Genomic DNA, 13,188 nt, shown 5'->3' with positions numbered 1-13,188 from the left:
GTCACCACAAGTGGAGGAGACGCCGTGGCCGCACCAGTAGCGCCGGCACGCGTTCGAAACGTGGTCTTCGTCGACGGCGTGCGCACGCCGTTCGGCAAGGCCGGCCCCAAGGGAATCTTCGCGGAAACCCGTGCCGACGACCTGGTCGTCAAGGTCATCCGCGAGCTGCTGCGGCGCCACCCCGAGCTGCCACCGGAACGGGTCGACGAGGTGGCGATCGCGGCCACCACGCAGACCGGCGACCAGGGCCTGACCATCGGCCGCACCGCGGCGCTGCTCGCGGGCCTGCCGAAGTCCGTGCCCGGCTACGCCATCGACCGCATGTGCGCGGGCGCGATGACGGCCGTGACGACGTCGGCCAGCGGCATCGCGTTCGGCGCGTACGACGTGGTCATCGCGGGCGGTGTCGAGCACATGGGCCGGCACCCGATGGGCGAGGGCGTCGACCCCAACCCGCGGTTCCTGTCCGACAAGATCGTGGACCCGTCCGCGCTCGTCATGGGCTCGACGGCGGAGAACCTGCACGACCGGTACCCGGCCATCACCAAGCAGCGCACCGACGCGTTCGCGGCGGCGTCGCAGGCCAAGTACGCCGACGCGGTGAAGAACGGCAAGATCGGCCCCGAGTTCGTGCCGGTCGCGACCCGGTCGGCGGAGCACGGGTGGGGCCTGGCGACGGCCGACGAGCCGCCGCGTCCCGGCACCACCGTCGAGGACCTGGGCAAGCTGAAGACGCCGTTCCGCCCGCACGGCCGGGTCACCGCGGGCAACGCGGCGGGCCTGAACGACGGCGCCACCGGCTGCATCCTGGCCGAGGAGGAGACCGCCCGCGAGCTGGGCCTGCCCGTCGGCATGCGCATGGTGGGCTACTCGTTCATGGGCGTCGAGCCCGACGTCATGGGGATCGGCCCGGTGCCGGCGACGGAGAAGGCCCTCAAGCGCGCGGGTCTGTCCATCGAGGACATCGGTCTGTTCGAGATCAACGAGGCGTTCGCGGTGCAGGTGCTCGCCTTCCTGGACCACTTCGGCATCGCCGACGACGACCCGCGGGTCAACCAGTGGGGCGGCGCGATCGCCACCGGCCACCCGCTCGCGTCGTCCGGCGTGCGGCTGATGACCCAGCTGTCGCGGCAGTTCGCCGAGCGCCCCGACGTGCGCTACGGCATCACCACCATGTGCATCGGCATCGGCATGGGCGGCACCGTTATCTGGGAGAACCCGCTGTGGAACGGGGAGAACAAGTGACCACGTTGACCGCTGACGAGGCCAAGGCCCTCTTTCCCGACGAGGTCGTGACCCACGCCCGCACCCGGCTGATCTCCGTGCCCGGTGTCGACGGCAAGGTCGCGCTGATCACCATCGACAACGGCCACGACCACACCAGGCCGTCGACGTTCGGCCCGCAGTCGCTGGTGAGCCTGAACGCGGCGTTCGACGAGGCGGCAGCGGCGTCACCGGCGGCGATCGCGGTCACCGGCAAGCCGTTCATCTTCGCCGTGGGCGCGGACCTGACGGCCGTGGAGAACGCCACCCACCGCGAGCAGGCCGTGACGATCGGGCGGCTCGGGCACGACGTGTTCCGCAAGTTCACCGAGTCTCCCGTGCCGACCTTCGCGTTCGTCAACGGCGCGGTGATGGGCGGCGGCCTGGAGCTGGCGCTGTCGTGCCACTACCGGACGCTGGCGTCCAACGCGGCGGCCATCGCGCTGCCCGAGGTGTTCCTCGGCCTGTTCCCGGGCTGGGGCGGCACGCAGCTGCTGCCGAACCTGATCGGCGCGAACGACGCGGTCACCGTGATCTTCGAGAACGCGTTGAACCAGAACAAGATGCTCAACCCCAAGCAGGCGTTGGAGCTGGGCATCGCGGACGTGCTGTTCGACTCGGCGGACTACCTGGAGCAGTCGCTGCTGTGGCTGGCGTCCGTGGTGCGCGGCGACGTCGTGCCCGCGCGCCGTGAGATCGACCGCGGTGCGGGCTGGGACGCGGCCGTGGCGCGTGCGCGGGCCATCGTCGAGGGCAAGACCAAGGGTGCGGCGCCGGGTGCGCTGAAGGCTCTCGAGCTGTTGGAGCTGGCCCGTGCCAACGACTTGGACGCCGGGTACGCGGCGGAGACCGAGGCGCTGGCGGACGTCGTGATGAGCGACGAGCTGCGGGCCGGGCTGTACTCGTTCAACCTGGTGCAGAAGCGGGCCAAGCGGCCGGCCGGCGCGCCGGACAGGTCGTTGGCGCGCAAGGTGACCAAGGTCGGCATCGTCGGCGCGGGCCTGATGGCATCGCAGATGGCGCTGCTGTTCGCGCGGCGGCTGGAGGTGCCGGTGGTGCTCACCGACATCGACCAGGCACGGGTGGACAAGGGCGTCGGGTACGTGCACGCCGAGATCGACAAGCTGCTCGGCAAGAAGCGCGTGTCGGCGGACAAGGCGAACCGGCTCAAGGCGCTGGTGTCCGGTTCGCTGGACAAGGCGGCGTTCTCGGACGCGGACTTCGTCATCGAGGCCGTGTTCGAGGACCTGGGCGTGAAGCAGAAGGTGTTCGCCGAGGTCGAGGAGCACGTGTCGGCGGAGGCGGTGCTGGCGACCAACACGTCGTCGCTGTCGATCACCGAGATGGCCTCCGGCCTGAAGCACCCGGAGCGGGTCGTCGGCTTCCACTTCTTCAACCCGGTGGCGATCATGCCGCTGCTGGAGATCGTGCGGGCCGAGCGGACCGACGACGCGACGCTGGCAACGGCGTTCGCGGTGGGCAAGCAGCTGAAGAAGTCCTCGGTGCTGGTGAAGGACGCTCCGGCGTTCGTGGTGAACCGGCTGCTGACGCGGTTCATGGGCGAGGTCGTGAAGTCGATCGACGAGGGCACGCCGTTCGAGGTGGCGGACAAGGCCACCGAGCCGCTGGGCCTGCCGATGTCGCCCCTCATCCTGCTGCAGCTCGTCGGCCCCGCCGTCGCGCTGCACGTGGCGGAGACGATGAACCGGGCGTTCCCGGACCGGTTCGGCGTGTCGGAGAACATGAAGGAGTTCGTGAAGGCCGGCAAGACCGCCGTCTACCAGTGGGACTCGGCCGGCAAGCAGTCGGTCGACCCCGAGGTGCAGGCGCTGTGGTCGTTCGGCGACAAGCCGTTGACCGGTGAAGAGGTCTTCGCGCGGGCGCTGGAGGCGATGGCCGAGGAGATCCGGATCATGCTGGACGAAGGCGTGGTCGCGGAGGCGCAGGACATCGACCTGTGCATGCTCCTCGGCGCCGGCTGGCCGTTCTGGCTCGGCGGCATCACCCCCTTCCTGGACCGTTCGGGCATCTCGGAGAAGGTGACGGGCAAGCGCTTCCTGCCGCCCGGCGTCGCCTCCGTCCCTGCCTGATCCCAGTTCCCTGCGCCCCGGCTGTCGTGCGACGGCCGGGGCGCAGTGCTTTCCTGGTGGTCGATGCCAGAAGCCGCCCACGACCGCCCCACCCGTCTCGCCGAGGCCATCCTCCGGGACGGTGACGACTGCACGTGGTGCCGCCGCCCGTTCACCGGCCAGGTCACCCCGACGACCGACCACCTGGTGCCCAAGGTCAAGGGCGGCCCGTCGTGGCAGGAGAACGAGGTTGCCGCCTGCCGCCGCTGCAACCGCGAACGCGGCCACCTCTCCCCCGTCGACTGGCTGGCCGAGTGCGAACGCCGGGGCTGGCACCCCGACCGGGACCGCGTGACCAGGGCCCTGGAGGCTCTGTCCCGGGCCATCGCCGACCGGGGAGGTCAGCGCCGTGCCCGCCCCTACCTGGCCGCCCAGCTCCGCCGCTTGACGGACACGGCCGGCGGACGTGCGGGCGGTCCCCCCGAGTCCGGCTGAACCCCCGGGCAGGGGCGTCCACGTCTCGTTCGCGTGAGGGACGTTCAGGTCCAGGAGCCGTGTACGACGCCACTGACGCGGGTGGCACGATTGGGCGGGTGTCGAACGATGCCCAGCCCACTCTGTCCGACCTCCGCGCGATGCTGGCTGACCAAGGAGCCCCCGAGGAGGCGTTGCGGCTCGTCGACACCGCCCGGGACGTGCCCGACGCGGTGGACCGCCTGACCGAGGCAGGCTTCGTCCAGCCGGTGGCCGAACTCGGGATGGCGGTTCTCGACGGCTTCTCACCGCTGCTGGAGCCGGGTTGCGGACCGCTGGACGCCGAGCTGACCGCTTCGGAGTTCCTGGGCGCGATCGGCGGCAGCGTCGATCCGCAGGACTTCCCGGACGTGGTGGCCGCCATGATCTCCGACGCGGAGGCCACGGGCGGGCCGGAAGCCCTCGCCCTGGCCAGGGCGTTCGCGGTGCTCGCGCCGCCGGAGGTGCGGCCGATCGCGGCCCAGGCCGCCGACCGCCTCGTCGCGAGCGGGCTGCGCGACCCGAAGTGGGCGACGACGGTGGGCAAGCCGACCGTCGGCGCTTGCTTCGGCTACGCGGACCCGCGCGGCGCTCAAGAGGGGTTGGCGCTGACCTTCTCGTACGGACGCAAGTCGCACGTCCTCGTCCTGTTGATCGACCACGACCTCGGCGGCCTCAAGGACTGCTTCGTCAGCGACCAGCCGAAGCAGATCCGGGCCGGGTACGTCCACGCGGCCGCGGAGCTGGGCTTCCCGTTCCGGGAGTACACGCCCGAACAGGCGCGCGGGATCGTGGCGGACGCGCTCGAACGCGAGCCGTGCCCGGTCGAGCCGGACCAGGTGGAAGACGTGACGACGACCCTGGCGCTGCTCGAACAGCGGCTGGAACTGCTCCCGGAGGCCGCGCCGACCGCCCTCGACACCAGCGTGCACCGGCTGAAGATCACCCTGCGCGGGTCGAAGCCGCCGATCTGGCGCCGGGTCGAGGTGCTGTCGTCCACGCCGCTGGTGCGACTGCACCAGGCCGTCCAGGACTTGTTCGCCTGGGAGGACTACCACCTGTGGGTCTTCGACACGCCCCAGGGCGAGTACGGGATGCCCGATCCGGAGCTCGGTCACGGCGACGCCGCCACCGTGACGCTGGCCGACGTGGCGCGCAACCCCAAGGACCGCATCGGCTACCTGTACGACTTCGGGGACGCATGGGACCACGACATCCTGGTGGAGGACGTCGTCCAAGCCGAACCGGGTGCCGCCTACCCCCGCTGCCTCACCGGCCGCCGTGCCGCCCCGCCGGAGGACAGCGGCGGCATCTGGGGCTACGCGCACCTGTGCGACGTGCTGACCGACCCCGAGCACCCGGAGCACGCCGAACGGCTGGAGTGGCTGGAACTGGACTCCGCCACCGACTTCGACCCGGCCGCCTTCGACGCCGACGAGGTGAACGACTACCTCTCGCGCCAGGCGAAGGTGCCCGTCAAGCCGTGACGGGCGTTCCGCCGTGCCGGTCCGGCCTCGGTGTCGTCGTCCGGTTCGGAGGACCCCCGGGGAACTGCGGCAGGGGCGGCCGAACGGGCCACCCTGGACACCGCGCTCAACGCCGCCGGGCTGTCGCTGCGGGCCGGCGACGTGGCGAACAGGCTCGGCGGCGGCTACGTCGGGGACCTGCTCGACCTCCGGACCAACGAGGTGCGCGAGGCGCGGGGCTTGAGCCGCAAGGCTCGCACCGAGCTCAGAGTTCGACGACGTTCTCCACCAGGCCGACGCTGGCCTCGTGGTCGGTGTCCGGACATCGAAATGTCACGACGGCAACCACTTGTGGGTCACTCGCCCGAGTCTTCATCGCGTTGACGAACCGCGCCAGAGCCTATTGATCGCACCGACGGCGGTGACCGAGAGCCGAGCACTCACACTCTTCACCCATACCGGTGACAGCACGATGTTCGGGACCTAAGGTCAACCCCCCACACGTTCAAGTGACGACCGGTGGGGGACCGTCCATGACGCTCGCTCTTCTTGCCCCTTGCTACGGCAATCCCGACACGAGGAAGCGCTTCCACGAAACGCTCGCGGGTTCCGTCGCCTTCACACAGGAGCCCTACCGCTCACTCTTGTCCGAGGCCGATCTGGCCCGACTGGAGGAGTTGCACCCATCCGGTGAAGCGCACTTCTGGGGTGCGATCCCCCGTCACGACAAGCCCATGGAACGGCTGCGCGCAGGGGGCGTCGTGCTGTTCGTCGGTGAGAAGAAGATCAAGGCCACCGGCGAGATCGGACACCTGTTCCGCAACGAGCCCTTGGCGGACCTCCTCTGGAACCAGCACGCCAACGATTCGAGCTTCACCAACGTGTACAGCGTCCTCAACGTCCGGCTCACCGACTACCCGATCACCGACCTCTGGAGCATCGAAGGGTTCACCGCCGGTGACTACGTGTACGGGCAGCGCGTCGTCGAGGAGCCTCGGTCGTCGCGCCTGATCACCGCTTTCGGCATCAACCCGGGCACCGTGGAGGCGGAGTTGAGCGCCAGGCTGAACGCCACCGCCGGCCTCGTCGGGCTCGACACCCGCGTGATCCCCGTCGAACGAACCCACGTGGACGTCGTCTGGCACCGGATCGCGGAGCGGCAGACCGCGTACGAACGGGTCGAGGCTCGACTGGTCGCCCACTACCGGGCTTTCCGCTCCGACGTCGAAATGCACAGTTTCGTCACGCCGAGTGGCAAGCGGGCCGACCTGTACTACCGCGACGGCGCGGACGTCGTGGTCGTCGAGGCGAAGAGTCTGGGCACGCACGGGAAGGTGCGGGAGGCTGTGGCTCAACTGCTCGACTACGCGGTGGACAGCCCGGAGCCGGTCACCCGTCTGGTGGCCCTCTTCCCGGAGCGCCCCGCGCCGACGGCGTTGGTCTGCTGCACCGGTTGGGGATCGACTGCGTCTACCGAACCACCGATGAGTTGTTCATCGCGGAACAAGCCCCCGACGAGCGCCGCCGGCACATGCGCTTGGTCTGGCACAGCCGCTGAACAGAGCCGTCACTCGGAGGCGGAGCACTCGATTCGAGGTGCCGGCCGCCACATAGTCCAGGTTCGCCTTCGACCGCGCACGCCGTCCCGCTACAGTCCGAATCCGATTGACTACGGATCGCAGGGGGCGGCGTGGGCGTGACATTCAGGTTCGGGTTCGAAGAGGGCGACGAGGAGGACCTTCGGCCACGTCGGGAGCAGGAAGCTGCGCTCGACGTGGCCGACGTCCTACGGGGGTGGGACGCCGACCGCGTCGTGGCCGTGACGGTCGACGATTCGGCGGACGTGCTGTCGGTGACGCTGGCAGCGCAGTGGAAGCAGTCCGTCGATCCCAGGAGCCTGGGCTCTGCCGTGACGACCGCGATGAACGCGGCAACCATGCAGGCGCTGGTGAAGCAGGTCGAGCGGCCGGCGGTAGAAGAACCGCCCACGCCGACTGTCTCCCAGCGGGCTGGATCGCGCATCACGCTGGACGAGGCGACGCTGCTCATGGGCGCCGTGAAAGCCGATTTGGACCGCTTCATGCGGCAGGTCGCCGAGGTGGCCGACCGACCGGTCACCGCCGAGAGCCGGGGCGGGCACGTGCGCGGCACCGCGCAACGTGGGCAGGTGCTCGACGTGGCCGTGGACCCGGCCTGGGCGCACACCGCCCGCAACAGCGAGTTGGAGCAGGAAGTCCTGGAGGTGCTTTGGGCACTCCGAGCCCGCAGCGCTCCCGCCGACCTCGCACAAGGGCCGCGAAGCCCTGCCATCGCCGAACTCACCGCGTTGGTGAGCGATCCGAACGCACTGCTGCGCCGAGTGGGGCTGCTGCCATGACCGACATCTCCGTCGCGCTCGAAGCCATGCGCTCCGACGCCGCCCTCTGGACTGCCGCCTCCGAAAACCTGGAGGCACCACGTGCCGCGATCGGTGGGCTCGTGGTCACCGACACCGACATGTCCGAATGGGCGGCCGACCGGGGCTTGGACCGCACCTACGACAACGCCCGCCTCGCGTTGGAGGACATGCTCACCCAGGCGATCCAAGCGTTCTGCGGCCTCGGCGAGAGCCTGCACGCCGCCGCGAACACCTACGAAAGCGAAGAAGAAGCCAACAGGCTGGCGATGGACCGCATCCACGACCAAGGAGGCTCGCGGTGAACCCGCTGGTGCGGCAGGTGGAGGAGGAGAGGCGGGACGCCGAGCAGAACGTCAAGGAGTTCTTCGACCAGGTCGACCGCCTCCTGAGCTGGGTGCCGGCCCCGCTGGAGCACATGATTTCCCCCATCGTCCAGGGCATGCGGCTGTTGTCGGAGAAGGTGGCAGAACTCTGGGACCACGTCGGCCACCTGATCGAGCAGTGGGGCGACCCCGACCGGCTCAAGCAAGTGGGCGAGCAGTGGGTGGCGCACGTCGGCAACGCACTGGGTGACATCGCGGGCACGGTCGGCCTCGACAAACTTCGGACGACTATCGAGTGGGAAGGGCGCGCGGCCCGGGCCTACCATTCCGCGGCGTCCCCTCAGGCAGCCGGTTTGAACGCGGTCAAGGACATCGCCAACCAGTTGCGCACCTCGCTCACCGCTCTGGCCAATGCGATCGAGAGCTTCCAGCTCACCATGTGGTTCGCTTTGGGCGCGTTCGTGATCGGAGCCGTCGGTGCGGTCGCGAGCGCGTGCACCGTCGTGGGCACCCCGGTGGGGATCGCCGCGTTGAGCGCTGCCTGCGGCGCGGCCATCGCGCTCATCGGCGCGGCCGTGCTGGCGATGAAGTCACAGGTCAACACGATCGAGGCTGAGCAGACGGCGATCATGCAGAAGATCCACGACCTCGGTTCGGACTGGGCGATGCCCGACACCGGAACGATGAGGGACGCCGGCGACAAGGATGGAGACGGGTCGGATTGGCGGCCCGGATCGTGATCCACCCGGCACCAGGGCCACCGCCGTCGCCGCACGTGTGGATATCGGAGCCCCACGCCCGGCACGTCCACGCTGCCTGCGGTTCGACGGGCAGGTTGTTCGCCGTCGCGAGCGTCGCGCTCGCGACGGCGATCGTGGTGCTCGGCCTTCGTCTTCCGATCGCCTACCACTTCTTCGGCTCGGTGGTGTGGATCATCGGCGGGGCTTCGGTGCTCAACGTGCTCTACGCCGCTCTCGGCTTGACGGGTGTCCGGCCACACATCCGGGGCGGCTACCTCGACATCGAGGCCGCGCGGAGGACCAGAAGGCTGTTGGCCGCGATGTGGGTGACCTCGATCGTCTTCTCGTCTTTCGCCTGCCTCCTGCTGCTGGCCACCGTCGCGGCCGAGGCGGACAACCCCCACCACCCGGGCGTGCGCTTCACGATCGGCGTCTGGGCGTACCTGTGCCTGCTGGCCTCGCCTCCGGTGCTGACCGGTGTCCTGTTCTTCGTGGGACGCCGTCTCCTGGTCCCGGCTCCGCCTCCTGTCGGCCAGGACGCGGCGGCGAGCCCGACCGTCGGCGGGACCGGGTTCATGACCTACCCACCACCGCCGCAGCGCCAGGTGTGGATCTCGGCGGCGCGTGCACGGGAGATCCGCGTGGGGTGCGGGCGGCTCGGTGCCGCGTTGCTCACCGCCGGTGCTCTGCTACCGATGATGATCGTGCTGATCGGCGGTCGCCTGCCCCGGATCTACCCGGCGCTCGGCTCTCTGAGTTGGACCTTCGCGGCCATCGGTGTGGTGCAGGTGTTCGTCGCGGCCACCGTGCTGCGTGGAGGCCGCCGGTATGTGACGGACGAGCACCTGGACGTGGACGGGGCGCTGACGACGCGCAGGTCCCTCGGCGTCGTCTGGGGATTGGGGCTGGGCAGCGCGGCGATCTCCGGTGTCGGCCTGTCCCTGGGACTCTCCCTGGACGGCGGTCCGGCCGACCAGCCCGTCCCCCACCCGGCCCTCGTGGGTGCGGTGCTGTCGGTCATCGCCGTACCCGCCGTGCTGACCGGCGGTGCATACTTCACCGGCCGGCGGCTGTTCCGCCTGCCGCTCGTGCCCTCGCGGTCACCCTGAGGGCATGAGCGGCAGGACGATTCCGGTGACGGTGCACCTGTGACCCGGGTGGATGAGGCCTGGGGAACGTGGTCCGGTCAGGCCGGCCCGAGCCGGGCCTTCGCGGTGGCCGGCGGCTCGTCGGACCGGGTATCTTCGTCCGTGAGCTTCTCGGTCGCGCGGGCCATGACCTCACGCCGCTGCCGGGTGAACTCGACAGTCCCTTCCAGGATCAGCGCGGCACGCGCCACGGCGTGCGAGGCGTCGGAGAACGACGGCCTTCCCTGTCGATCTCCAGCTCCCCACGATCACCACCGGTTCGCGGAACGCGTCAGGCCGCCACGTCAGGTCGCCGCGTCCTGGCGGAGTTCCGCGGCCACGACTTCGATCTGCCCCAGCAGCGCGTGTGGTGGCTGGTCGAGGTCCATGACGTGCTGGACGATGTCCACGTCCGCGTTGCGCACCGAATGGCTGCGCGGTCGCTCGCCGTCCGCGTACAGCAGGTGGCCGCGGCGCACGCCGAGCACTGTGCAGTAGGCGAGCATCTGGTAGAGGTCCGCGTTCGACCCGCTCCGGCCACCGTGGGTCTTGTACTTCGCGTCGAGAACAGCGGTCGGGCGGCTGCCGTGCGACCACACCAGGTCGGGTCTGATCGGCACCTCGTTGGCGCGGTCGAGGTGTCGGCGATCCTGGAGCGACATCCGACCGCCGTGTCCTCGCAGCGACTCGGCGAGGGCCACGGTGGCGAAGCCTTCGAACACCCGCCACATGCGCAGCAGGAACCCCGAGATCCGCACGCCCGCTCCGCCGATCTCGACCGAGTTCCCGCCGAGCACGATCTCCGCCAGGTGGAGGGCGTTCTGGTAGCACTGGTTGAGCCGCGTCGGCTGCCACCGGGGAAGCACGGTCCCGCGCACGAGCGGTGAGACGTCCGCCAGACGTGCGGTCAGCGCCCGCAACCGTTGACGGACCGGTGCCGGCACGTCCGGCAGGGTGAGCAGCCGGCGTGCCGCCGCCAGCAGCAACCGGTTCTCCGGGATGTCGACGGAGTAGTCGTCGAATCGCGCCTCCAGCGGCAGCGCCAACCCGAATCTGCGTCCGGTTTGCCGGGAGACGTCGAGTCTCCCCCGGAGAACGGGCAGGCTGTCCTCCACGGTCCGGTATCCCTGGAGGAGGCCGCGCCGCACGGCGTGCTCCGCCTGCCGCTCGAACGCGTGGGCCATGGCGGGCACCAGGTCGTCCTCGACCCCCATGTCGACATCGGCGTCGAGCCAGTGGTGCGGGTTGCGGGCGTAGCCGAGCAGGAACAACAGCCGGGCGATCGGGATCTTGGGCTTGATGACCAGCTGGACGCCGCCGACGTTCGCCACGCCGACGACGTCCTTGGCACGCAGCCGCCACCTCCCGGACGAGCGTGGTTCAGCGGTGACGATGTCGGCGGCCGCGAGCGCCGACGCGACCACGGCTGACAACGCCACTTCCACGCTGGAACCGCCCTCGTGCAGGACGATGGGCGTCACTGTCCACCGCTCGGGCCAACCGCCGACCGCAGCGCGGGCAGACCGTAGGTCTCCGCGACGTCGACGCTCTCCCCGTAGTGGTGCTCGACGAGCAACGGCAGGATCGACGTCCTCCACACCCGCTCCAGGCCGCCCGCCTGGTGGACCGCAGGCCGCATCAGGTAGGTCGGTCCGATGCGGAAGTCACGGTCCTCGATGCGCGAGTTGAGCTCGTCGAGCAGCACGGCCGGGGCGGTGTCAAGCTCGTGCCGTTCGAGCCACCGCCGGAGCATGCCTGCCACCGGCGGCTCGGTGGGGTGCAGTTCCAGGAACGCGAACCGCCTGCGCATGGCGGCGTCGACCAATGCGATGGACCGGTCTGCGGTGTTCATCGTGCCGATGATGAACACGTTCTTCGGCATGGAGAAGTCACTGGCGCCGTCCTCGGAGTAGGTGAGGCTGACGGTGTGGTTGCGGTACTCCAGCAGGAAGTACAGCTCGCCGAACACCTTGGCGAGGTTGGCCCGGTTGATCTCGTCGATGATCAGCACATAGGGCATCTCCGGGTTCTGCTGCGCGGCGTCGACCAGCCTGCGCAACGGGCCGGGCACCAGCCGGAACGCCACGCCGCTCCCCTCGGTCGAGGCGGCGGGTCGGAAGCCCTCGAAGAAGTCCTCGTAGGAGTAGGCGGGGTGGAGCTGGACGAGCCGCACCTTGCTGCGGTCGGTGAGGTGCCACGCGAGTTGCTGCGCGAGGTGCGTCTTCCCGGTGCCGGGCGGGCCGTAGAGGATGATCTGCCTGCGCTCGCGCAGCAGTTCGACGGTCTCTTGCAGGAAGTCGCGGGACAGCAGCAGTTCGTCGGCGAGTTCGGCCGTGACGTCCTTGAGCGTGACCTCGGCAGGCGGCTTGACCGGCTCCGGCTGGGTCTGCTCGACCGGTCCCCCGTCGGAGGGCACGGGCAGGAACGGCAGGAGGTCGTCGAGTTCCGCGGTGAGGTCGACCAGCGTGTTCTGGTCCGACAAGCGGGCGGCCACCCGTTCCGGCAGATCGGCGTAATCGACCGGCTCGTCGAGGGTGCGCCACTCCACGTCGCGCCGCAGGTTGGACAGACCTTCCGGGCTGTCGACCTGGTCAGCGTCGCCGACGATCACACCGAGGTGGATGTCGCCTTCCCACGGGGTCAGGACCAGGTCGCCCGGTGCCATGAGGCTGAGGAACGCGTGCAGCTCGAAGACCTGGACACTCTTCGCGCTGTAGGACAGGTAACCGTAGTCGCGGTCGACCGCCTGCCGAACCTCCTCCTGCTCCACCCCGGACCCCAGCGGACCGAGCCGGGTCGCGGCGAGCGAGCAGAAGCCCTCCTCCAGCCAGCCGGGCACGAGGTTGTGCCCCTTGACGGTCCCCCGCAGGAGCCAGGCGCGCGGCGCGCGTTGCGGATCGACGTCCTCAGCTGCCGTGGAGTAGGCCGAATTCAGCGCCTGCGCCAAATCCCGAGCTTCATTCGCTTTGCGTAGCTCCGCCCGACCGGACTCCGTGAGACGCCACGTGCCGTCCTGCTTGACCAGCCAGCCGGCTTTTTTCATCCCCGTCGTCGCGAATTGGAGAGCGGTGGCATACCGCTGGTGACCGGTCCTGTTGCGGCTGACCTCGACCTGGTTGAGCGCCACCCGCCCGGCGACCCGCGCCAGGGCGTCACCGGCACGGATCGGACCGCCCGCCTCGTCCAGGACCTCCAGCAACGCCTTGACCAGCAGTGGGCGTCGAACCGTGCTCTCGTCCATGGCCATCCCTCCCAAGCTCACGATGTCACGAAACGTCACCCGCATGTG

At 69.8% G+C, this 13,188-nt stretch carries 12 protein-coding genes; 9 read left to right on the top strand and 3 right to left on the bottom strand.

From position 1 onward, the window contains the following. The first annotated feature begins 24 nt into the window (after window positions 1–24). From ACRAKI_RS08725 to ACRAKI_RS08685, 9 genes are all read left to right on the top strand, one after another. Window positions 25–1,245: a thiolase family protein gene (locus ACRAKI_RS08725; RefSeq protein WP_447006542.1), complete on the top strand. Its 1,221-nt coding sequence runs from the start codon at window positions 25–27 to the stop codon at window positions 1,243–1,245. After that, window positions 1,242–3,353 carry a 3-hydroxyacyl-CoA dehydrogenase NAD-binding domain-containing protein gene (locus tag ACRAKI_RS08720; RefSeq protein WP_447006541.1) on the top strand — a complete coding sequence of 704 codons (2,112 nt, stop codon included), beginning with the start codon at window positions 1,242–1,244 and terminating at the stop codon, window positions 3,351–3,353. Before ACRAKI_RS08725 ends, ACRAKI_RS08720 begins: the two co-directional genes overlap by 4 nt. 63 nt (window positions 3,354–3,416) lie before the next feature. After that, window positions 3,417–3,827, top strand: a complete 411-nt coding sequence (locus ACRAKI_RS08715) for an HNH endonuclease (RefSeq protein ID WP_447006540.1) — start codon at window positions 3,417–3,419, stop codon at window positions 3,825–3,827. Between the two features lie 98 nt (window positions 3,828–3,925). Further along, window positions 3,926–5,332, top strand: a complete 1,407-nt coding sequence (locus ACRAKI_RS08710; RefSeq protein WP_447006539.1) for a plasmid pRiA4b ORF-3 family protein — start codon at window positions 3,926–3,928, stop codon at window positions 5,330–5,332. A gap of 512 nt (window positions 5,333–5,844) precedes the next feature. Next, complete coding sequence (locus tag ACRAKI_RS08705; RefSeq protein WP_447006538.1) at window positions 5,845–7,011, top strand: hypothetical protein; 1,167 nt, start codon at window positions 5,845–5,847, stop codon at window positions 7,009–7,011. Then, complete coding sequence (locus tag ACRAKI_RS08700; RefSeq protein WP_447006537.1) at window positions 7,002–7,688, top strand: hypothetical protein; 687 nt, start codon at window positions 7,002–7,004, stop codon at window positions 7,686–7,688. Before ACRAKI_RS08705 ends, ACRAKI_RS08700 begins: the two co-directional genes overlap by 10 nt. Next, window positions 7,685–8,011 (top strand): hypothetical protein, encoded by a 327-nt coding sequence (locus tag ACRAKI_RS08695; protein ID WP_447006536.1) that lies wholly within the window; start codon window positions 7,685–7,687, stop codon window positions 8,009–8,011. Before ACRAKI_RS08700 ends, ACRAKI_RS08695 begins: the two co-directional genes overlap by 4 nt. Further along, complete coding sequence (locus ACRAKI_RS08690) at window positions 8,008–8,772, top strand: hypothetical protein (protein ID WP_447006535.1); 765 nt, start codon at window positions 8,008–8,010, stop codon at window positions 8,770–8,772. Before ACRAKI_RS08695 ends, ACRAKI_RS08690 begins: the two co-directional genes overlap by 4 nt. A gap of 95 nt (window positions 8,773–8,867) precedes the next feature. Then, complete coding sequence (locus ACRAKI_RS08685) at window positions 8,868–9,881, top strand: hypothetical protein (RefSeq protein WP_447006534.1); 1,014 nt, start codon at window positions 8,868–8,870, stop codon at window positions 9,879–9,881. Window positions 9,882–9,958: 77 nt separating this feature from the next. On the opposite strand, the gene ACRAKI_RS08680 is transcribed toward ACRAKI_RS08685, so the two are convergent. The 3 genes from ACRAKI_RS08680 to ACRAKI_RS08670 form a co-directional block, all read right to left on the bottom strand. Next, window positions 9,959–10,111: a hypothetical protein gene (locus tag ACRAKI_RS08680; RefSeq protein WP_447006533.1), complete on the bottom strand. Its 153-nt coding sequence runs from the start codon at window positions 10,109–10,111 to the stop codon at window positions 9,959–9,961. A 93-nt stretch (window positions 10,112–10,204) separates the two neighbouring features. Beyond that, the gene (locus ACRAKI_RS08675; RefSeq protein WP_447006532.1) at window positions 10,205–11,380 is read right to left on the bottom strand and encodes an McrC family protein; all 1,176 of its coding nucleotides are present in this window, start codon (window positions 11,378–11,380) and stop codon (window positions 10,205–10,207) included. Then, window positions 11,377–13,161: an AAA family ATPase gene (locus tag ACRAKI_RS08670; RefSeq protein WP_447006531.1), complete on the bottom strand. Its 1,785-nt coding sequence runs from the start codon at window positions 13,159–13,161 to the stop codon at window positions 11,377–11,379. Before ACRAKI_RS08670 ends, ACRAKI_RS08675 begins: the two co-directional genes overlap by 4 nt. Window positions 13,162–13,188: the final 27 nt, after the last annotated feature.

This window comes from Saccharothrix isguenensis (genome assembly GCF_052936305.1).
The sequence above is the reverse complement of the archived record's forward strand: the minus strand, read 5'-3'. Positions and strand labels throughout refer to the sequence as shown.